The organism is Bradyrhizobium sp. CCH5-F6 (assembly GCF_001556045.1).
Classification (GTDB): domain Bacteria; phylum Pseudomonadota; class Alphaproteobacteria; order Rhizobiales; family Xanthobacteraceae; genus Bradyrhizobium.
The window spans coordinates 1-20,272 of the sequence record NZ_LSIC01000043.1 but is presented as its reverse complement, the minus strand read 5'-3'; the positions used below and the strand labels follow the sequence as shown (position 1 = coordinate 20,272).

The window sequence follows — 20,272 nt, the reverse complement described above, 5'->3', positions numbered from 1 at the left end:
TTCTCAACGCGCGGCCGTGCGGCCGAACAGGCCGTTCGGGCGCCAGATCAGGATCACGATCATGATGGTGTAGATCACGAAGGGGCCCATCTTCGGCACGTAATATTTGCCGGCGACGTCACCGATGCCGAGCAGGAGCGAGGCCAGGAACGGGCCGGTGATCGAGGACGAGCCGCCGACGGTGACCACGATCAGAAAGTAGATCATGAACTTCAGCGGGAAATACGGGTCGAGGCCGAGGATCTCGGCGCTGAGCGCGCCGCCGAGGCCGGCGAGCCCGCATCCGAATGCGAAGGTGAAGGCGAACACCTGCGGCACGTTGATGCCGAGGCCGCTGGCGGCGCGCGGATCGTCGACCGCGGCGCGAAGGCGGCTGCCGAAACGCGTCTTGGCCAGCACCATCTGAAGCGCAATGGTGAGCAGGCCGCAGATCACGATGATCATCAACCTGTAGCGGCCGATGCCGACCCCGAACACGTCGAACTGACCCTGGAGCGCGGCCGGCAGGTTGATGAACACCCGCGAGGAGCCCTGGATGTAGTCCACGGCGGCGACCGACATGAAGGTCAGACCGATCGTGAACAGAACTTGGTCGAGATGACTGCGCGCATAGAGATGGCGATACAGCGTGCGCTCAAGCAGAATGCCGATCGCGGCCGACGAGACGAAAGCGAGCGGCAGCGCGGCGAAGAACGGCCAGCCCATCCGGTTGACCAGCACCATGCAGACATAGCCGCCGGCCATGGCGAAGGCGCCGTGGGCGAGATTGACGAAGTTCATCAGGCCGAGCGTGACCGCGAGCCCGCAGGCGAGCACGAACAGCAGCATGCCGTAGGCGACGCCGTCGAACAGGTTGGTGAGGATTGCGGTCATCGGGGCGGGTCGTTGTCCAGACAATTTGGTCTAGCGGAGCGGGCTGCTGTGCTCCCTCTCCCGCTTGCGGGAGAGGGTTCGGGAGAGGGTATCTCCGCAACGGGACAATCCCCGCATTGAGAGAACCCTCACCCGGCGCGCGGGACGATGCTTTGCATCGCCCGGTCACGCCGACCTCTCCCGCAAGCGGGAGAGGTTGGAAGAGCGCGTCACTTCTTCGTCTTGCCGAGGTCCTTGACGGCTTCGAAGGTTGCGAACTCGACGTTATAGAGCTCGCCGTCGACCTTCTCGACCTTGCGGATGTAGATGTTCTGCACGATGTCGCGGGTCTCGGGATCGATCGAGATCGGGCCGCGCGGGCTCTCCCACTTCTGGCCCTTCATGGCTTCGATCAGCTTGTCGCCGTTGGTGTCCCCACCCGTCTTCTTCAGCGCCTCGTAGATCAGGTGGATGCCGTCATAGCCGCCCACGGCCATGAAGCCCGGACGGTTGCCGAAGGCCTTCTTGTAGGCCGCGACGAAATCCTTGTTCATCTGCGAGGGATGTGCCGCGGAGTAGAGATGCGCAGTGACGGTGCCGAGCACCGCATCGCCCATGTTGTTGAGCAGGTCGTCGTCGGTGACGTCGCCCGGCCCGATCACCTTGATGCCGGCCTTGTCGAGGCCGCGCTCGGCATATTGCTTCATGAAGTTGCCGCCCTGGCCGGCCGGCACGAACACGAAGATCGCATCAGGCTTGGCGTCCTTCATGCGCTGGAGGAACGGCGCGAAGTCGGGATTTTGCAAGGGGACCTTGACTTCTTCGACCACCTCGCCGCCGCCGGCCGTGAAATGCTGCTTGAAGAAGTTGAGCGCGTCATTGCCCGGCGCGTAGTCCGAAGTCAGGGTCGCGACCTTCTTGATGCCGTTCTTGACGGCCCAGTCGCCGATGATCGTCGAGGACTGCGCCAGCGTGAAGCTGGTGCGCACGATATAGGGCGAGCGCTCGGTGATGATGGAAGTGCCCGCTGCCATCACGATTTCCGGAATCTTGGCCTGCGTGGCGAGCGGCGCGGCGGCCAGTGCGGCCGGCGTCACGCCGAAGCCGGCGATGAAGTTGACCTTGTCGTTGACGATCAGCTCCTGTGCGGCTGTCTTGGTCTTGTCGGGGATCGCAGCGTCGTCCTTGAGGATGATCTCGATTTTCTTGCCGGCGACGGTGTCGCCCTTCTGCTGCATGTAGAGCTTGATCGCGTTCTCGATCTGCTTGCCGGTCGAGGCCTGGCCGCCGGTCATCGGCAGGATCAGACCGATCTTGACGCTGTCCTGGGCCATCGCAGGCGCGAGACCAGCGAGGCCTGCAATGGCTGCAACGGCAGCGGCCCAAGTCGCCTTATGCGACAGTTGTTTGCGTTCGAACATCCGATGTCCCTCCCCTTCATTCCTGACTCTTGTGCCCTGGACCGAGTGCCCGGCCCTTCCTTGACTTTAGACCCTTGACCTCAGACCGCGCGCGAGTGCTCTCGGGCGCCACATGGGCGTCTTTCGCGCCCTGCTTGTCAATCGGACGTTCGGCGGCCCTTCGGCGCAACCCGAGTGGTCCGTAGACCGATCGACCGGACGCGGTGCCGCGCTTACGTCCGGGTACCCACAACTCACCGCGACCCATTCATTTGTACGAATGTACAAATTGAATGGACTTGTCAACGAAAACCCCGCCGCGGACCAAGCCATGTTGTCGCGAGCCTTGCCCCGAGTCTAGAAATGCCAGGGATCGGGTGGATGGAGGATTTCACCATTCTTTTGGAGAATTTATACACCCGCGCGTCTCGCCCGGCCGCAATCTGGCAATATAATACCTGCCCTCGAATAAGCCTATTTTACCTTGTTGAAGGCTAGTCTCCTCCCGCCAGATCGGCTGGCGTCCAACGACCGAACCCGCGCCCCCATAATGTCCAAGCCATTGCGTTCCGTCCTCGCCCTCGTTGCACTCGCTGCGGGGCTGGCCGGCTGCGGCACTGTCAACGAAAGGCTCTCGGCCGGCGTGGGCGACTACGTCCCGCAATGGGCCGGCGGCCTGCCGGCCGATGCCCCGCCGCGGCCGGGCACGCCGCAATACGACGCTTACATGAAGGAGCGCGAACGCAAACGCCTGCTGCCAGCCGCGGATCGCGAGAAGGAAGAGCAGGCCCAGAAGGGTGCAACGGGGACGACATCGGGGAGCGCGGTACGCTGAGGGGCGAATAGGGAATGGCGAATATACCCTCTTCCATTCGCTACTCCCCATTCACTAATCCACGAACACCACCGTTTTGCGGCCGTTGAGGATGACGCGGTCGTCGAGATGGTAGCGCATGGCCCGTGCCAGCACGCGGCGCTCGATGTCGCGGCCCTTGCGGACCAGATCTTCGGGCGTATCGCGATGGCTGATGCGCTCGACGTCCTGGTCGATGATCGGGCCCTCGTCGAGGTCGCGCGTTACGTAATGAGCGGTCGCGCCGATCAGCTTGACGCCGCGCTCATGGGCCTGGTGATAAGGCTTGGCGCCCTTGAAGCCCGGCAGGAACGAGTGGTGGATGTTGATGCAGCGCCCCGACAGCTTTGCCGACAGGTCGTCCGACAGGATCTGCATGTAGCGGGCGAGCACCACCAGATCGGTCTTCGTCTTGCCGACGAGGTCCATGATCTGCGCTTCCTGCTCGCGCTTGGTCTCCTTGGTGACAGGCAGATGGTGGAACGGGATGCCGCCGAAATCGAGCCCGGCATAGACCTCGCGCGGATGATTGGAGACGACCGCGGTCGGAATCATCGGCAATTCGCCGGTGCGCCAGCGATAGAGGATGTCGACCAGGCAATGGTCGGACTTCGACACCAGCAGCATCACCTTGCGATGCGCAGCCCGGTCGCGCATCTGCCATTCCATGCCGAAACGCTCGGCGATCGCGGCAAAGCCGGTCTGGAGCGCCGACAGTTCCACGGCGAGATCGGCCGCGGTGAATACCACGCGCATGAAGAATTTCCTGGTCTCGACGTCGTCGAACTGCTGAGCGTCGAGGATGTTCTGTCCGTTGTGGGCAAGGAACGTCGACACCGCCGAGACGATGCCGGGGCGATCCGGACAGGACAGGGTCAGGACATATTGATGGTCGGGCATGGTCTTTTAAGCAATGGCTCTTGATGAAGGTTTGGGCAGCGGAACTCTCCGCGATTGCGCCCTGCTCTAGCACCGACCCCGCCCTTGCGCCAATCCCGCGCGCGGAGTCAGGATGAACGGACGATTGCGATTGTCTGACCGGAGCATACCCATGGCCGACCGCCTGAACGGCTACCGCATCTTAATCCTGGAGACGCGGGAGGAGGCGCAGTTTTCGAAGCTTCTGGTCGAGCAAGGCGCCGAAGTCGTGCAGTGCCCGATGTTCACCATCCATGATGCACCGGACCCGGCTCCGGTGGAGGCCTGGATCCGCCGTGCCATCGACGAGCCCTTGGACGATCTCGTGCTGATGACGGGCGAAGGCCTGCGCCGGATCATGAAGCTCGCCCGCGCCCGCGGGCTCGACACCGCCCTTGTCGCGGCACTCGCCAAAGCGCGAAAATTCACCCGCGGCCCGAAGCCCGGCAAGGCGCTGCGCGAGATCGGTCTCGAGGCACAGCAGACCACGGAGAAGCCGACCACGGACGGCGTGATCGAGATGCTGGCCAGGCTCAACCTGAAAGGACGACGCCTCGGTCTCCAGCTCTATCCGGACAAGGACCACAGCGCCCTGACCGGCGCGCTCGCCGCGCAAGGCGCCGCCGTCGATAGCGTGCTGCCCTATGTCTACGATTCCAAGGCGGCGGATGCGAACATCGTCGCCGCCATCGACGACATGGCCGAGGGGCGGATCGATTCCATCGCACTGACCAATCTCGGCCAAGTCCGCCGCCTGATCGAGGCCGCGAAAGCGCATGGCAGCGAGCCGCGCCTTCGCAGCGGCTTGGAGCGGACGCTGATCGCCTCGGTGGGACCTGCGGTCTCCGGCGAGCTCGCCGCGCACGGTCTGCGCACGGACGTCTCGCCGGCGGATGAAGCGTATTTCATGCGTCCGCTGATCTCCGCGATGGCCGCTGCGCTCGCGGAGCGGCCATCGCGGAAGCCGGGAGCCGCCGCAAGGTAAAAGCCGAGCGCGGGGGCGACCTGCGGCGGCTGCGATTGACACAGGCATCGCCGGCGCTAGGTTGCGCCACCGCAAGAAGAAACAACAAGGGCAAGGGAATCGCCGTGACACCCGTCATCGCGTCGTGAGCGCCACCGCACGACCTTCGGCGCTCGCGCCATTCCGCATCCGCAACTATCGTTTCCAGTGGCCGTCCGACCTGCTCACCTCCTGGGCCTTCGAGGTCGAGACGCTGGTGCTCGGCTGGTACATCCTGGTCGAGACCGGCTCGGTGCTGCTGCTCACCGTCCTTGCCTCGCTCCAGTTCGTCGGCACGCTGGTCGCGCCCGTATTCGGCATGATCGGCGACCGCATGGGTCATCGCGATCTCCTGGTCGCGATGCGTCTTGCCTACACGGTGCTGTCGTCGACCATCATGGTTCTGGCGCTGACCGGTCACCTGTCGCCGCTGAGCGTCATGATCATCGTCGCGATCATGGGCTTGATCCGCCCTTCGGATCTCGGCGTCCGGGGCGCGCTGCTTGCCGAGATCATGCCGCCCGAGCAACTCGTGGGAGCCATCAGCGTCGCGCGTACGACCCAGGACAGCGCCCGCATCGCCGGAGCGTTGACGGGCGCCGGATTGTTCGCTGTCCTCGGCATTGGTCTTGTCTATGTGGCGATCGCATCCCTCTACCTCGTGGCTGCGCTTCTCATGCTCTGCCTCACCCGGCCGAAACGGACTGTCACCACGACGAACCTTCCAGCAAACAGCCACGCCATTTCGCGGTTACTTGGCGAACTCAAGGAGGGGCTCGTCTACGCCTGGAATGGCCCAGGAATGCGGGCGGCGCTCTGCGTCGCCTTTCTGGCCAATCTCACCGCTTTTCCTTTTACCGGCGGACTGTTGCCCTACATCGCGCGCGAGATCTTTCAAACCGACCAGACCGGCCTCGGCTATCTCTCGGCGAGCTTCGCCGTCGGCTCGCTGATCGGCTCCGTCACGCTCAGCCTGGTCACTGGAGTGCGCATTGCCCGGCTTCTGATCGGTGCAACACTGGCCTGGTATGCCATGCTGCTGGTCTTCGTCGAAGTCAGGACCATGCCGGTCGGGATGGCCTGCCTCGTTCTCGCCGGCATCGCCCAGAGCATGTCGATGATCTCGGCAGCGGTGATCCTGATGCGCACGGCCAGCGCGCATCTGCGCGGCCGCGTGATGGGCGTGCGCATGATGGTCATCTATGGCTTGCCTATCGGACTGCTCGCAGCCGGCAGCCTGATTGACATCATCGGCTATTCCGCGACGGGCTCGCTCTATGCCGCCGCGGGCCTCGTCGCGATGCTGGCAATCGCGATCCGCTGGCGCGCCGACCTCTGGCCAGCCCATGCCCCCGCCAATGCAGGGTGACGAATTTTTCGCCCTAATCCCCGTACCCGCGCAGCCGCTCGATGTCGAGAATGGTGACGCCGCCATATTCGAGCCGCAGCAGTCCCTCCTTTTCCAACCGGTTCAGCACGCGTAGGATGGGTTGAGCCCTTGCGAAACCCATCATGCTTCGTCAGCGGCGAACGGATTGAGGGGTTTCGCTGGCGCTCTACCATCCTACGGGCCGATCTCGGCGATGGCCTCCGCGCTTGCGGAGCGGAAGCCACCGGCAGCCGCGAGTTGATCCGACCTGCCTTGCCTCTCACCGAAGCGGCGGCGGGAATGGAGGCGGCGGCGGCGGGTACGGGGGCGGAGGCGGCAACGGACGACGCCACCGTCGACGCGGCGGAGGAGGCGGAGGTGGTAGCGGCCGTCGCATGCCCGGCGGAGGAGGAGGTCCGGGTGGAGGCGGAGGAAAGGGCTGCGCCTCGGCGCCAGCCTGACTCATGACGATAGTTGCCGCGCCGGCAAAAACCGCAAAAACTCCGCGTCGCGTGAAACGTTCCACCATTCTGTTGGACTCCTCATTGCCTCGCGACGCATCTTGCGCGACGTGCAATGTAAGCACGCCCATTGTAACTGGACATTTCTGTTTGATTTCCGTTTGTAATTCAGCACACGTAAGGATGGGTTGAGCCCTTGCGAAACCCATCATGCTTCGTCATCGGCAACGGATTGATGGGTTTCGCTGGCGCTCTACACATCATACGGGCTCTGGCGAGCCGACCTCTGGCCGGTCAACGCTCCCGCCAATGCGCGGTAAGTGCGTGTCTTTACATTTGGCTTAGGGCCAAACGAAGAAGATTAATCTTTCGGCGGGTCCGTCTGACGTGAACGAAACAGCGGCGATATCGCGAACCACATAACGGTCCACCAGAAGACCAGCAGGCAAAGTCCAAACCATAGATGATGTGAGCCTTGACTGACAGATCCCAGAAAGCATCTCACGCCTTTCGGTGGGCATATCACGTCCGATAGGCGGACCAGCCAGATTGCCGGCATCCAAACGAACAAGAACAGCGGTTGCCAGGCGCCGTAGCCAAAGAAACCTGCCGCAATCACGCCTAAGGCGCTGAGCAAACCAGATATCAAGTGCAAGACCATCCGCATGATTGCCCATAAATTCGAACGATGGCTCGCCGTAGCCCGCGTAAGATGGGTTGCCCCCTTGCGAAACCCATCATGCTTTGCCAGCGGCGAACGGATTGATGGGTTTCGCTGGCGCTCTACCCATCCTACGGGCTTCCTAGTCCCCGTACCCGCGCAGCCGCTCGATATCGAGAATGGTGACGCCGCCATATTCGAGCCGCAGCAGCCCCTCTTTCTCCAGCCGGTTCAGCGCACGGTTGGCGTTCTGGCGGGACATGCCGGAGAGCGCGCCGATCTCCTCCTGGGTGATCTCCAGATGCGCGGTCGATTCCGGGTATAGGATCGGGTTGAACAGCGAGGCAATGCTGCGGGCAAGCCGCGCGGTGGCATCCAGCGTCCGGTTGACCTCGAGCATGCCGATGAACTGGCCGAGCCGCTCGTTGAGCTGGCGCACCAGAAAGCGGTTGAAGCCGACGCTGTTCTCGAACAGCCACATGAAGGCGCTGCGCTCCATCAGTGCGACGCGGCTGTCGCGCAGCGCGACCACATCATAGCGGCGCGGCTCGTTCTTGAGCACGCTGCCCTCGCCGAACCAGGCCCCTGCCGTGAGACCGGCAAGGCTGGTCTCCTTGCCGTCGCGCGAGACACCGCCCATCCGGGCGAGGCCAAAGACCATGCCGGCCCAATAGTCGAACGTATCGCCGCGCATGAACACGGTCTCTCCGGTGCCGTAGGACCGCTCCGTGATGCCTGCGCGCGCGACCTCGATTTCAGCCTGCGTCAGCTCGCGCGACCAGGCGGCGACGCGCTTCAGTTGATCCTCTGAAATCATGATCCCGAAGCCAGACGCACCGTTTCGTCACCCAAGCCTTCTGCTGCACCGCAACACGATTGTCTCAACAGCCATCCGACGAAAGACGAAGGCCGTAGCCACCCGAAAAACTTTCTCGCAGAATTGTCAGCCGCAAGACAATCCAAAATAGCGCTTTCCCCTATTGAGGGCCACCTTGGGCGATGCGGCTTTTCATCCCGAACGGGCGGAAAGCGGTACGGCTCCGGTGGAGACCATCTGCTGCATGGCCTCACCGGCACGGCCGTACTAGGATCGCCCGACAGGAACCGACGAAGAGCGCCGCTGAACGCGCCATCACCGGGAGGGATTTGTTTGGTGGCTACCAGTCTTGAAGTGCGCGGCGTGTCCTTGCGATTCGGCGGCGTCCGGGCGCTGACCGATGTCAGCTTCGCCATCAGGGACGGCGAGCTGTTCTCGATCATCGGCCCCAACGGCGCCGGCAAGACCTCGATCGTGAACTGTATTTCCGGTCGCTACAAGCCGACCGAAGGCCAGCTCTTCTACCAAGGCCGCGACATCACCGGTTTGACGCCGAATGCCCGCGCCTCGCTCGGCATCGGCCGCACCTTCCAGAACCTGGCGCTGTTCCACCACATGAGCGTGCTCGACAACATCATGGTCGGCCGCCATCACCTGTTGAAGAACAATTTCCTCACGGGCTCGCTGTACTGGCTCACCGGCGCGCGCAAGGAAGAGCTCGAGCACCGCCGCAAGGTCGAGGAGATCATCGACTTCCTGGATCTCCAGTCGGTACGAAAGGCCGCCGCCGGCACTCTCTCCTACGGCCTGCGCAAGCGCGTCGAGCTCGCCCGCGCCATGGCGCTGGAGCCGCGTCTCATTCTCCTCGACGAACCCATGGCCGGCATGAACTTCGAGGAGAAGGAGGACATGGCCCGCTACATCGTCGACCTCAACGAGGAGTTCGGGATGACGGTGGTGATGATCGAGCACGACATGGGCGTGGTGATGGACATCTCCCATCGGGTCATGGTGCTGGATTTCGGCAAGAAGATCGCCGAGGGCGATCCGGCCACCGTGCTCGCCGATCCCCACGTCAAGCGCGCCTATCTCGGCGAAGAGGACGAGGTGCTGGTCGATCCCGACGATGCGCCGCCGGCGCAGGAGAGCGCGGCATGATGGATTATGCAGGCCGCGCCGCGCAGGCCGACACCTATCCGAAGATGCTCCGGCTCAATGCCAGGGAGCACGGCAACGAGATCGCATTGCGGGAGAAGGATCTCGGACTCTGGCGCATCTTCACCTGGAACGACTACCAGACCCGCGTGCGCGATTTCGCGCTCGGTCTGGTCGAGCTCGGCCTTGGTCGCGGCGACGTCATCGGCATCATCGGAGACAACCGTCCGGACTGGGTCGCGGCCGAAGTCGCAACCCACGCGATCGGCGGATTGAGCCTCGGGCTCTATCGCGACGTGCTGGACGAAGAGGCCTCCTATCTCCTCAACTACGGCGAGGCGCAGCTCGTCTTCGCCGAGGACGAGGAGCAGGTCGACAAGGTGCTCACGCTGGCAGACCGCGTCCCGAAGCTGAAGCACATCATCTATTCCGATCCGCGCGGCATGCGGAAATATGACGACCCGCGCCTGATGTCGGCCGAGAAGTTCGCCGAGCTCGGCCGTGCGCGTGCTGCGCGGGAGCCGGAGCTTTACGACAAGCTGGTCGATGCCACCAAGGGAGAGGACGTCGCGATCCTCTGCACGACGTCGGGCACCACATCGCATCCGAAACTCGCGATGCTCGCGGCGGGCCGCGTGCTCGGTCATTGCGCGACCTACCTCGCCTTCGATCCGAAGGGGCCCGATGACGAATACGTCTCGGTGCTGCCGCTGCCCTGGATCATGGAGCAGGTCTATGTGCTCGGCAAAGGCCTGCTCTGCCGGATGAAGATCAACTTCGTCGAAGAGCCCGAGACGATGATGAACGACTTGCGCGAGATCGCGCCGACGTTCGTGCTGTTCGCTCCGCGCGTCTGGGAATCGATCGCGGCCGACGTCCGCGCCAAGGTGATGGACGCAACGCCCTTCAAGCAACGCCTGTTCGACATCGGCATGAAGAGCGGCCTCGCCGCGCTCCAGCAGGGCAAGCGCTCGGGCTTCGCCGACGCCATCCTGTTCCGCGCGCTGCGCGACCGCCTCGGCTTCACCCGCCTGCGGTCGGCCGCCACCGGCGGCGCGGCGCTCGGCCCCGAAACGTTCAAGTTCTTCCAGGCCATGGGCGTCCCGCTGCGCACGCTCTACGGCCAGACCGAACTGCTGGGCGCCTACACGCTGCATCCCCAGGGCAACGTCGACCCTGATACGACCGGCGTGCCGATGGCCGACAGCATCGAGATTCGCATCGACAATGCCGACGTCCACGGCGTCGGTGAGATCGTGGTGCGGCATCCCAACATGTTCCTCGGCTATTACAAGAATCCCGAGGCCAGCGTCGCCGACATCAAGGACGGCTGGATGTGCTCCGGCGACGCCGGTTATTTCAATGCCAACCAGCAACTCGTCGTCATCGACCGCATCAAGGATCTCGCCGAAACCTCTCGCGGCGAACGCTTCTCGCCGCAATTCATCGAGAACAAGCTGAAATTCTCGCCCTATATCGCGGAGGCCGTGGTACTGGGCGCCGGCCGCGACGCGCTCGCGGCGATGATCTGCATCCGCTACTCGATCATCTCGAAATGGGCGGAGAAGAACCGGCTCTCGTTCACCACCTACAGCGACCTCGCTTCGCGGCCCGAGGTTTACGCACTGCTGCAGAAGGAGGTCGAGACCGTCAACGCCACGCTGCCGCCGGCCCAGCGCATCTCCCGCTTCCTGCTGCTCTACAAGGAGCTCGATGCCGACGATGGCGAGCTCACCAGGACCAGAAAGGTCCGGCGCAGCGTCATCAACGAGAAATACGAAGGCATCATCGACGCCATCTACCGCGGCGTCCCGGATATTCCCGTCGATACCGTGATCCGCTTCCAGGACGGCACCACGCAGCGGGTGCGGACGACGTTGCGCGTGGTGGACCTCGGCGGGCACGGGCACATGGCGGAGGCGGCGGAGTGAGGCAGGTGATCGCCACGCACGACGCTGCCCTTCGCCTCTCCCCGCTCGCGGCAGGGCTATCCCAATTGCACTCCGTCATTGCGAGCGCAGCGAAGCAATCCAGACTGTCTCCGCAGAAAGAACCTGGATTGCTTCGCTGCGCTCGCAATGACGATGTGGGTGCAGCAGGAGATCATGCATGAACACCGCCTTCCTCATCCAGCTCCTGGTCAACGGCCTCGTGGTCGGCACGCTCTATGGCGTGGTCGCGATGTCGTTCGTGCTGATCTACAAGGCGACGCAGGTCGTCAATTTCGCGCAAGGTGAATTGCTGCTGGTCGGCGCCTGGGTGTGCTGGGCGCTGCTGGCGAAGTACCAGGTGCCATTCTGGATCGGCATGCCGATCACGCTGGTGTTCATGTTCGTGTTCGGCATCGCGATCCAGGTGCTCATCCTGCGTCCGATGATCGGCGAGCCCATCATCTCGGTGATCATGGTGACGATCGGCCTCTCCACCGTGCTGCAGGCGACGTTGAAGTGGATATTCGGCGTCAATCCGCAGCCGTTCCCGCGCGTGTTCGAAAGCCAATCCGTCAGCCTGCTCGGGCTCCAGATCCAGACCGTCTATGTCATGAGCCTCGTCGTCTCCGTCGCCATGATGATCGGGATGGCCTGGTTCTTCCGGGCCTCGAAGTACGGCCTCGCGATGCGCGCCACCGCGTTCAACCAGCAGGTCGCGCAGTCGCTCGGCATCTCCGTCAAGAGCGTGTTCGCGATGGCCTGGGCGATCTCGGCGACAGTGTCGGCCGTGGCGGGCGTCGTCGTTGCCGTCGTGAACGGCGTGTCGTCAGGCCTTGCCGCCTACGGCATCAAGGTATTCCCGGCGGCGATCCTCGGCGGCCTCGACTCCGTCGGCGGCGCCGTGCTCGGCGGCATCATCATCGGGCTGCTCGAGAACGTGGCCCAATATATCGACAGCGAGTACCTGCACTGGGGCAATCTCTACGAGATCGCGCCGTTCTACGTCCTCATCATCGTGCTGATGATCAAGCCCTACGGGCTGTTCGGCACCCACGACATCGAACGGATCTGACCCATGGCCGGCCCTGCCCTCATTCCCGCTGGTGATTTCCGCACCTCCTACGCGGCCGACACCACGATCTTCCCGACCGCGACGAGCCGCAACTTCGCCATCGCAGGCGTGCTGTTGCTCTGTCTTGCGCCGCAATTCTTCAGCGGTTACTGGCTGAGCATCCTGATCCAGATCGGCATCTTTTCGATCGCGGCCCTCGGCCTCAACATCCTGGTCGGCTTCACCGGCCAGATCTCGATCGGCCACGCCGCCTTCTTCCTGCTCGGCGCCTTCACCTCGGCCTACATCTCCAACAACGCGCCGATCCCGGTGTTCTTCGCGATCCCGCTCGCCGGAGTCGTGACCGCGCTGGTCGGGTTGATCTTCGGCATTCCGGCGGCGCGGCTGAAGGGACTCTATCTCGTCATCGCTACGCTGGCCGCGCAATACATCCTGCTCGACTTCTTCTCGCGCGCCGAATGGTTCTCCGGCGGTTCGGTGCCGGCGAGCGCCGCGCCTTTCTCGATCTTCGGCTACACGCTGCGCGGCGACCGGCAGTATTTCTACGTCGTGCTGGCCTATGTGCTCGTGAGCTACGTCCTCGTCACCAATCTGATGCGCACCCGTGACGGCCGCGCGCTGGTGGCTATCCGCGACCATTATCTCTCCGCCGAGATCATGGGCATCAATCTCACCAAGTACCGCACGCTGTCGTTCGGCCTTGCCGCCTTCTTCGCCGGCATCGCCGGCGCGCTCTATGCGCACTACCAGCTCGTGGTCTCCCAGGAGGGTTTCGGCATCGAGCGCTCGATCCTGTTCCTCGCCATGATCATCATCGGCGGCACCGGCTCGATCATGGGCACGCTGATGGGGACCGCCTTCGTGGTGCTGCTGCCGGAATCGATGGAGTGGCTGAGCCATCATCTTAAGGGCGGCGCGATCGATCAGGCGCTCTCGCTCAACACCAACATCACCTTCCTACGCGAGATCGCGATCGGGGTGATCATCATCGCATTCCTGATGTTCGAGCCTGACGGGCTCGCGCATCGCTGGCGACAGATCAAGGCGTACTGGAAACTCTACCCGTTCTCGCATTGAGCGCGGGCAACTTCACTTAAACAATAAAACAGGAGGAAGCGACCCATGACGACAAAGTCCCTTTTGAGCACAGCATCGCTCGCGCTTGCGATCGCCGCATTCTCGGCGGGCGCGCAGGCGCAGATCGCGATCGGACATCTCGCCGATTATTCCGGCGGCACCTCCGACGTCGGCACGCCGTACGGCCAGGCCGTCGCGGATACGTTCGCCTGGGTCAACAAGAACGGCGGCGTAAACGGCAAGCAGCTCAACGTCGACACCAACGATTATGGCTACCAGGTGCCGCGTGCGATCGCGCTCTACAAGAAGTGGTCGGCGCCGGACAGCAAAGTCGCCGCGATCATGGGCTGGGGCACCGCGGACACCGAGGCGCTGACCGGCTTCCTTGCCCAGGACAAGATCCCCGACATGTCCGGCTCCTATGCCGCCGCCCTCACCGATCCCGAAGGCGTCAGCGGCAAGGCCAAGCCCGCGCCTTACAATTTCTTCTACGGCCCCAGCTATTCCGACGCGCTGCGCGCGATGCTGATGTGGGCAGCCGAGGACTGGAAGGCCAAGGGCAAGCCCGGCAAGCCGAAGTTCGTGCACATGGGCGCCAACCATCCTTATCCGAACGCGCCGAAGGCCGCCGGTGAAGCGATGGCGCAGGAGCTCGGCTTCGAGGTGCTGCCGCCGCTGGTGTTCGCCCTCGCGCCAGGTGACTACAGCGCACAGTGCCTGAGCCTGAAATCCTCGGGCGCCAACTACGCCTATCTCGGCAACACCGCCGCCTCCAACATCTCGGTGATGAAGGCCTGCAAGACCGCCGGCGTCGATATCCAGTTCCTCGGCAACGTCTGGGGCATGGACGAGAACGCCGCCAAGACCGCGGGCGATGCCGCCAACGGCGTGATCTTCCCGCTGCGCACCGCGGTGAGCTGGGGCGGCGATGCGCCGGGCATGAAGACGTTGATGGAGATCTCGAAGATGTCCGATCCCACCGGCAAGGTCTATCGCCCCGTGCATTACGTCGCGGCCGTCTGCTCGTCGCTGTACATGAAGGAGGCAATCGAGTGGGCCGCCAAGAACGGCGGCGCCACCGGCGAGAACGTCGCCAAGGGCTTCCACCAGAAGAAGGACTGGGTGCCGGCCGGAATGGAGGGCGTCTGCAATGCTTCGACCTGGACCGAGAAGGACCATCGCGGCACGCTGAAGGTCGATCTCTATCGCACCAAGGTCTCGGGCCCGACCGACGGCGACCTCAACGAACTCATGGCCAAGGGCACGATCAAGCTCGAGAAGGTCAAGACCGTCGAGCTGCCGCGCAAGCCGGAATTGCTGGGGTGGTGAGCATCACTATTCCCACACACGCAACTGTCGTCCCCCGCGAAGGCGGGGGATCCAGTACGCCGCAGCTTCTCCGTGAACCTCCGGCGTCTCTGGAATACTGGGTCGCCCGGTCAAGCCGGGCGACGACAGCGGAGTAATGAAGCATGACCGAGACCGCCGAAGCAGCTCGTCCCTCGCCTACGGTGATCGCCGCCCCGTCCCTCCTCGCCGTGCGCAACATCGAGGTCGTCTATGACGACGTCATCCTGGTGCTGCGGGGCCTCAGCCTCGATGTGCCCAAGGGCGCGATCGTGGCGCTCCTTGGCGCCAACGGCGCCGGCAAGTCGACGACGCTGAAGGCGATCTCCGGGCTGCTCAAGACCGAAGACGGCGAGGTTACGCGCGGCGAGATCCTGTTCGAAGGTGAGCGGATCAACGGCATCGACCCCGACAAGATCGTCCGCCGCGGCATCTTCCAGGTGATGGAGGGCCGCCGCATCGTCGCCGACATGACGTCGCTGGAGAACCTCAAGCTCGGTGCCTTCACCCGCAGGGACCGCGAGGTCGATTCCGACCTCGACATGGTCTTCAACTACTTCCCGCGCCTGAAGGAGCGCACCGGCCTTGCCGGCTATCTTTCCGGCGGTGAGCAGCAGATGCTCGCGATCGGTCGCGCGCTGATGGCTCGCCCGAAGATGATCCTGATGGACGAGCCGTCGATGGGCCTGTCGCCGCTGCTGGTGAAAGAGGTGTTCTCGATCATCCAGAAGATCAACCGCGACCTCGGCGTCACCATACTCCTGGTCGAGCAGAACGCGCGCGCTGCGCTTTCGGTGGCAAGCCACGGCTACATCATGGAACAGGGCAAGGTCGTGCTCGACGGCAGCGCGGACGAATTGCGCGACAACGAGGACGTCAAGGAGTTCTATCTCGGCGGCGCCGGCGACCAGCGCAAGAGCTTCAAGAACCTCAAGAGCTTCAAGCGGCGCAAGCGCTGGCTGTAGCATTTTCAAGCGAAGTGGGAACCGGTTCGCGTGAAGAAAACGCGTCGATACAAAAGAGCTTCAGCTTTCGAGCACCTGCTCCGCTTCCGTGACTGCGCAGAGAACATGATAGAACGACGACGCAGGAATGGTGTCGATCAGCGACTTGCCGTCGCGATCGAACTGGTCGTACCAGCCGCCCTTCACGGGATGGCTGAGATAATGCCGTTCGAGCCGCACCAGCGACGCGCGCGCCTCGTCCGCCGCACCCGCCTCCCCGGACTCGGCTTGCGCGATCCACGCCTTCGCGATCTCGGTCTGCGGCCACAGCCGGCGCGTGCTGCGGCGGATGTTGCCGGCGTCGTCCCCCTCGTCGATCAGGCAGCCCGTGGCCTCGTCACGATAGCGCAGCGCGGTCGCCAGCAGTTCGGCGCGGCGCGCCCCGGTCGGGCAGCCCGTGATGCGCTCGAAACCCTTCAGCAGCCACACCCATTCCGCCTGGTGGCCCGGCTCGACGCTGACGGGCTCGATCTTCGACCAGTCCTCCTCGAAATATTCGGTCAGGATGCGCTTCTGCTTGTCGTAGAGATTGGCCAGGAACAGGGCGAAGAACTCTCCGGCACGGTTCTGGAACGACAGATCGTGGGTCGCCTCGAAGCACGCGATCATCGCCTCGAACAGATGCATATGCGGGTTCTGCCGGCGCGGCATCGAGACCGGAAGGCCTTCGTGAACGCCGCCATGCGGCGAGCGCAGATGGCCGTCGAGGAAGGCGAGCAGTGCATCGATCTCGGTGCGGACCTGCGCGTCCTGGTCGAGGGCGTAGACGGCCGCGAGCGCAAACAGGATGAAGGCGTGGTCATAGGCATCGCGCCGGGCATCCAGCACCGATCCTTCCGGTGTCAGCCGGTGCACATAGCCGGGCCGGCCGTCGGGCGCCTTCGCTCTGGCCAGCAGATGCTCCAGCCCCTTCAACGCGATGGCGCGCCCCTCAGGGTACCAGCCCATCTGTGCGGCCTTGGCATAGCACCAGATCTGGCGCGCCTGCACGAACACGCGCCGGGGCGCGGCCGCATCCGCCGCGCCGTCGGGGTGCAGCCTGTCGATGAAGCCGCCCGCGGCGTGATCCCAGCCAACCGTCGCCCACAGCGGCAGCGCCTCATCGACCATCCGGCGCTTCAGGCGCGCGACGACGTTCGACGGCTCCGCCGCAGTGATTCCTTCGTCCGCCATCGCGTCCTCTTCAAGCCTCGCCCATGGCGGTCTGATAGCCATGCCGGGGGCGGCGCGCAACGGACGCCAACACGGAAAGAACAACCATGACCGCCCATTACGACGCCCGCGAGACGCGTGAGCAAGCCGCGCGCGAGGCCGACCTGTTCTCCCGCCTTCCGGAGGTGCTGCGCGCCGCGATGGCCGCCCCGGCCTATGCGGAGCGGCTGAGAGGTTGCGATCCCGCCGCCGTGACCTCCAGGGCGGCGCTGGCAGGCCTTCCGGTGTTGCGCAAGTCGGAACTGCCCGCCCTGCACAAGGCCTCTGCGCCCTTCGGAGGCTTCGTGGCGGGCCCCCCCGGCTCGTTCGCCCGCCTGTTCACCTCCCCCGGCCCGATCTTCGAGCCGGAAGGGCGGCACGCCGATCCCTGGCGCGGTGCAAGGGCGCTGTTCGCAGCCGGGTTCCGTCCCGACGACATCGTTCTCAACACCTTCAGTTACCACCTCACCCCCGGCGGCTTCATCTTCGACTCGTCCGCGCGCGCCCTGGGCTGCGCGGTGATTCCCGCGGGGCCGGGCAATGCCGAGCAGCAATTCGAGCTGATCGAAGCCTACCGGCCGGTCGGCTACAGCGGCACGCCGGATTTCCTGAAGATCCTGCTCGATGCCGCAGCAAGCTCGGGGCGCGACATTTCCTCGATCAAGCGCGCGCTGGTTTCGGGCGCCGCGTTTCCGCCCTCGCTCCAGGCCGAGATCAAGGCGCGCGGCATCGATGCCTACCAGGCCTTCGGCACCGCCGATCTCGGCCTCATTGCATTCGAGACCGAGGCGCGCGAAGGCATGGTCGTGAACGAGGACTTGATCCTGGAGATCGTCAAGCCAGGCACCGGGGATCCGGTGGCGCCGGGCGATGTCGGCGAGATCGTGGTGACCTCGCTCGATCCGCACCATCCCTGGATCCGGCTCGCCCTCGGCGACCTCACCGCGGCCTTGCCCGGTACGAGCCCATGCGGGCGGACCAATATGCGCATCAAGGGCTGGATGGGCCGCGCCGACCAGACCACCAAGGTCAAGGGCATGTTCGTCCGGCCCGAGCAGGTCGCCGAGATCGGCAAGCGCCACTCTGCGCTCGGAAGACTACGCCTCGTCGTCACCCGCCAAGGCGAGACAGACGCAATGACATTGAGAGCGGAGACGGCGGCCCCGAGCGAAACGCTACGCGAAGAGATCGCAGGCACTTTGCGCGCGGTAACCAAACTCGGCGGCACCGTCGAGCTGGTCAGCCCCGGCGTGCTGCCGAACGACGGCAAGGTGATCGCGGATGAGCGGTAAGTCTCAGCTCGATTTCGAGAGCCGATAGTTGCCGAGATAAAGCACGTCCAGACCGGAGCAGAAATACGTGTGCAACGCCTCCAGCGGAGCGTTCACCGTCGGCTGCTCGTTGATGTTGAGGCTGGTGTTGATCAGAACCGGCAGGGAGGTCGCCTTCGCGAATTCGCCGATCAGGCGGCTGTAGAGCGGATTGCTGTCCGCATGGACGCTCTGGATGCGCGCGGTGTTGTCGACGTGGACAACCGCGGGCATGGTCTCTGCGACCTTTTCGTTGACCGGGAAAGTCACAACCATGAACGGCGCATCGAAGGTGTCCTCGAAGTAGTCGGCCTGGCGTTCATACAGCACCGAAGGGCAGAACGGACGGAACTCCTCGCGGTATTTGATGGTGAGATTGATGCGATCCTTCATGCCCGCTTGGCGCGGGTCGGCCAGGATCGAGCGGTTGCCGAGCGCCCGCGGACCGTATTCCATCCGCCCCTGGAACCAGCCCACCGTCTTCTGCTCCGTCAGGTCGGCGACGCAGCGCGACACGGGATCGTCGAGCCGCTCGAACCGCGCGCCGATCTTGTCCAGAGTCTCCCGGATCGTGTCGTTGGAATATTCCGGTCCCCAGTAAGCGTGGGTCAGCGGCGCAATTGCGTGGCCTGCCTCGGCGCATTTCATCATCGCGGCACCGAGCGCCACGCCCGCATCGTGCGGCACCGGAGGCACGTAAAGACGCTTCACGGATGGCTCGGCCGCAATCTCCATGTTCATCTTGCAATTCAGGCCGACACCACCGGCGATGCAGACGTCCGCGCAGCCGGTCTCGACGATCGCTGAACGGATTACCTCGGTGGTGACGATCTCGAGCTGCTTCTGGCCGCTCGCGGCGATGTTGGTCAGCCGCTGGTCGAGCGGCTCGCCGCGCAGCCGCCGCGGCCCGAGAATTTCCTCCATCTTCTCGGTGAAGATGCGTTCCTGCCGCGTCGAGAAATCGCTGGTGAAGATGTCCGAGTCGCGCCGGCGCTTGTCGAGCTCGGGATCGAGCTCGTAGTTGATGCCGTTCGGACGCAAGAGCTTCGCGAACTTGTCGAGATAGTCGGGGCTGCCATAGGAGGAGAGGCCCATGACCTTGTACTCGTCATTGGTCATCTGATAGCCGAGATACTGCGTCAGCATCCCGTAATAGAGACCAAGACTGTTGTGGCGGCCAAATCGCGTCAGCACGCGGAAGTCGTTGCCGCGCGCATGCGCCACGAGGCCGGAGCTGGAATCGCCCGAGAAATCGAAACAGGCGACGGTCGCCTCCGGAAAACCGGAGCCGTAGAACGAGCTCGCGGCGTGACAGAGATGATGGTCGTAGAGTTCGATCTTCGGGCTGTGGCCGAACTGATATTTGAAGTATTCGGTGAGGCGCTGCGCGTAATTCGTGTAGGTCTTCAACGGCGAGCAGATCCAGTCGACCTCGCGCATGGTGATGCCGGCCTGCTTCAGGCAAAATCCGATCGCGCCACGCGGCAGCTCGCCGCGCGCATGTTTCGCCAGCGTGAAGCGCTCCTCCTCCGCGGCTGCGATCAACTCGCCGTCGCGCAACAGCACCGCCGCACCGTCGTGGTGCCCGTGCTTGATCCCCGAGCTTATTCCGATCACATACATGTCGTGTAGACCCCTTGCGGAGCCTTCTATAGAAACCACCGCCAATGTAAATCGGCTACGGCCCGGCCGGAGTGCTTGACGGCAGTCATATTGGCGCGACGTCCCCGGCGCAGGAACCTTGCATCGCCCCTGCGGCTCCCGTATTACCAACCCTGCTGCGATATGGCCTGGAATTGGCCGATTCTGTTGAAAAAGGCTGGCAGTATTCCGTTGTAATGGCTGGGCGGA

Annotated in this window: 16 protein-coding genes and 1 pseudogene; 10 read left to right on the top strand and 7 right to left on the bottom strand. The window is 63.9% G+C overall.

Going from position 1 to position 20,272, the window contains the following annotated elements; all coding sequences use genetic code 11:
• Positions 1 to 3: 3 nt before the first annotated feature.
• On the bottom strand, positions 4 to 873 hold the full coding sequence (locus tag AX729_RS07155) for a branched-chain amino acid ABC transporter permease (protein ID WP_061021489.1): 870 nt from the start codon (positions 871 to 873) through the stop codon (positions 4 to 6).
• Between the two features lie 209 nt (positions 874 to 1,082).
• Entirely contained in the window at positions 1,083 to 2,273 is a 1,191-nt protein-coding gene (locus AX729_RS07150; RefSeq protein WP_061021488.1) for an ABC transporter substrate-binding protein, read from the bottom strand.
• 529 nt (positions 2,274 to 2,802) lie between these two features.
• Between AX729_RS07150 and AX729_RS07145 the strand changes: the two genes are divergently transcribed.
• Positions 2,803 to 3,087, top strand: a complete 285-nt coding sequence (locus tag AX729_RS07145) for a hypothetical protein (protein WP_061021486.1) — start codon at positions 2,803 to 2,805, stop codon at positions 3,085 to 3,087.
• Between the two features lie 54 nt (positions 3,088 to 3,141).
• On the opposite strand, the gene purU is transcribed toward AX729_RS07145, so the two are convergent.
• Positions 3,142 to 4,005 carry a formyltetrahydrofolate deformylase gene (gene purU / locus AX729_RS07140; protein WP_061021484.1) on the bottom strand — a complete coding sequence of 288 codons (864 nt, stop codon included), beginning with the start codon at positions 4,003 to 4,005 and terminating at the stop codon, positions 3,142 to 3,144.
• Between the two features lie 151 nt (positions 4,006 to 4,156).
• On the opposite strand from purU, the gene AX729_RS07135 reads away from it, so the two are divergent.
• Positions 4,157 to 5,008 carry a uroporphyrinogen-III synthase gene (locus AX729_RS07135; RefSeq protein ID WP_061021482.1) on the top strand — a complete coding sequence of 284 codons (852 nt, stop codon included), beginning with the start codon at positions 4,157 to 4,159 and terminating at the stop codon, positions 5,006 to 5,008.
• 124 nt (positions 5,009 to 5,132) lie between these two features.
• Positions 5,133 to 6,395 (top strand): MFS transporter, encoded by a 1,263-nt coding sequence (locus AX729_RS07130; RefSeq protein ID WP_061021480.1) that lies wholly within the window; start codon positions 5,133 to 5,135, stop codon positions 6,393 to 6,395.
• A gap of 13 nt (positions 6,396 to 6,408) precedes the next feature.
• Here the strand turns inward: AX729_RS07130 and AX729_RS39440 are convergent.
• Positions 6,409 to 6,510 (bottom strand): annotated as a pseudogene (locus tag AX729_RS39440) (Crp/Fnr family transcriptional regulator); the annotation flags it as partial.
• Between the two features lie 1,149 nt (positions 6,511 to 7,659).
• On the bottom strand, positions 7,660 to 8,334 hold the full coding sequence (locus tag AX729_RS07125; protein ID WP_061021477.1) for a Crp/Fnr family transcriptional regulator: 675 nt from the start codon (positions 8,332 to 8,334) through the stop codon (positions 7,660 to 7,662).
• Between the two features lie 336 nt (positions 8,335 to 8,670).
• Between AX729_RS07125 and AX729_RS07120 the strand changes: the two genes are divergently transcribed.
• The 6 genes from AX729_RS07120 to AX729_RS07095 all read left to right on the top strand — a co-directional run bounded on the left by AX729_RS07120 (position 8,671) and on the right by AX729_RS07095 (position 15,881).
• Positions 8,671 to 9,492: an ABC transporter ATP-binding protein gene (locus AX729_RS07120; RefSeq protein ID WP_061021547.1), complete on the top strand. Its 822-nt coding sequence runs from the start codon at positions 8,671 to 8,673 to the stop codon at positions 9,490 to 9,492.
• On the top strand, positions 9,489 to 11,420 hold the full coding sequence (locus AX729_RS07115) for a long-chain fatty acid--CoA ligase (protein ID WP_061021476.1): 1,932 nt from the start codon (positions 9,489 to 9,491) through the stop codon (positions 11,418 to 11,420). The genes AX729_RS07120 and AX729_RS07115 overlap by 4 nt, the downstream gene beginning before the upstream one ends.
• 178 nt (positions 11,421 to 11,598) lie before the next feature.
• Positions 11,599 to 12,492 carry a branched-chain amino acid ABC transporter permease gene (locus tag AX729_RS07110; RefSeq protein ID WP_061021474.1) on the top strand — a complete coding sequence of 298 codons (894 nt, stop codon included), beginning with the start codon at positions 11,599 to 11,601 and terminating at the stop codon, positions 12,490 to 12,492.
• A gap of 3 nt (positions 12,493 to 12,495) precedes the next feature.
• A complete protein-coding gene (locus AX729_RS07105; RefSeq protein WP_061021472.1) occupies positions 12,496 to 13,569 on the top strand; it encodes a branched-chain amino acid ABC transporter permease in 1,074 nt (357 codons plus the stop codon).
• Positions 13,570 to 13,614: 45 nt separating this feature from the next.
• Entirely contained in the window at positions 13,615 to 14,898 is a 1,284-nt protein-coding gene (locus AX729_RS07100) for an ABC transporter substrate-binding protein (RefSeq protein ID WP_061021470.1), read from the top strand.
• A gap of 143 nt (positions 14,899 to 15,041) precedes the next feature.
• Entirely contained in the window at positions 15,042 to 15,881 is an 840-nt protein-coding gene (locus AX729_RS07095; protein WP_061021468.1) for an ABC transporter ATP-binding protein, read from the top strand.
• Between the two features lie 60 nt (positions 15,882 to 15,941).
• Here the strand turns inward: AX729_RS07095 and AX729_RS07090 are convergent, their stop codons facing one another.
• Positions 15,942 to 17,093: an AGE family epimerase/isomerase gene (locus AX729_RS07090; RefSeq protein WP_061021466.1), complete on the bottom strand. Its 1,152-nt coding sequence runs from the start codon at positions 17,091 to 17,093 to the stop codon at positions 15,942 to 15,944.
• Positions 17,094 to 17,179: 86 nt separating this feature from the next.
• On the opposite strand from AX729_RS07090, the gene AX729_RS07085 reads away from it, so the two are divergent.
• Positions 17,180 to 18,403: a phenylacetate--CoA ligase family protein gene (locus AX729_RS07085; RefSeq protein WP_061021465.1), complete on the top strand. Its 1,224-nt coding sequence runs from the start codon at positions 17,180 to 17,182 to the stop codon at positions 18,401 to 18,403.
• Positions 18,404 to 18,406: 3 nt separating this feature from the next.
• Here the strand turns inward: AX729_RS07085 and AX729_RS07080 are convergent.
• Positions 18,407 to 20,272: carbamoyltransferase family protein (locus tag AX729_RS07080; RefSeq protein ID WP_245325088.1), on the bottom strand; the 1,866-nt coding region annotated here is incomplete at its 5' end.

What these genes read in the sequence shown, in the direction of transcription:
- AX729_RS07155 (WP_061021489.1), bottom strand. Translation starts at nt 873, where the DNA reads ATGACCGCAATCCTCACCAACCTGTTCGACGGCGTCGCCTACGGCATG.
- AX729_RS07150 (WP_061021488.1), bottom strand. Translation starts at nt 2,273, where the DNA reads ATGTTCGAACGCAAACAACTGTCGCATAAGGCGACTTGGGCCGCTGCC.
- AX729_RS07145 (WP_061021486.1), top strand. Translation starts at nt 2,803, where the DNA reads ATGTCCAAGCCATTGCGTTCCGTCCTCGCCCTCGTTGCACTCGCTGCG.
- purU (WP_061021484.1), bottom strand. Translation starts at nt 4,005, where the DNA reads ATGCCCGACCATCAATATGTCCTGACCCTGTCCTGTCCGGATCGCCCC.
- AX729_RS07135 (WP_061021482.1), top strand. Translation starts at nt 4,157, where the DNA reads ATGGCCGACCGCCTGAACGGCTACCGCATCTTAATCCTGGAGACGCGG.
- AX729_RS07125 (WP_061021477.1), bottom strand. Translation starts at nt 8,334, where the DNA reads ATGATTTCAGAGGATCAACTGAAGCGCGTCGCCGCCTGGTCGCGCGAG.
- AX729_RS07115 (WP_061021476.1), top strand. Translation starts at nt 9,489, where the DNA reads ATGATGGATTATGCAGGCCGCGCCGCGCAGGCCGACACCTATCCGAAG.
- AX729_RS07110 (WP_061021474.1), top strand. Translation starts at nt 11,599, where the DNA reads ATGAACACCGCCTTCCTCATCCAGCTCCTGGTCAACGGCCTCGTGGTC.
- AX729_RS07105 (WP_061021472.1), top strand. Translation starts at nt 12,496, where the DNA reads ATGGCCGGCCCTGCCCTCATTCCCGCTGGTGATTTCCGCACCTCCTAC.
- AX729_RS07100 (WP_061021470.1), top strand. Translation starts at nt 13,615, where the DNA reads ATGACGACAAAGTCCCTTTTGAGCACAGCATCGCTCGCGCTTGCGATC.
- AX729_RS07095 (WP_061021468.1), top strand. Translation starts at nt 15,042, where the DNA reads ATGACCGAGACCGCCGAAGCAGCTCGTCCCTCGCCTACGGTGATCGCC.
- AX729_RS07090 (WP_061021466.1), bottom strand. Translation starts at nt 17,093, where the DNA reads ATGGCGGACGAAGGAATCACTGCGGCGGAGCCGTCGAACGTCGTCGCG.
- AX729_RS07085 (WP_061021465.1), top strand. Translation starts at nt 17,180, where the DNA reads ATGACCGCCCATTACGACGCCCGCGAGACGCGTGAGCAAGCCGCGCGC.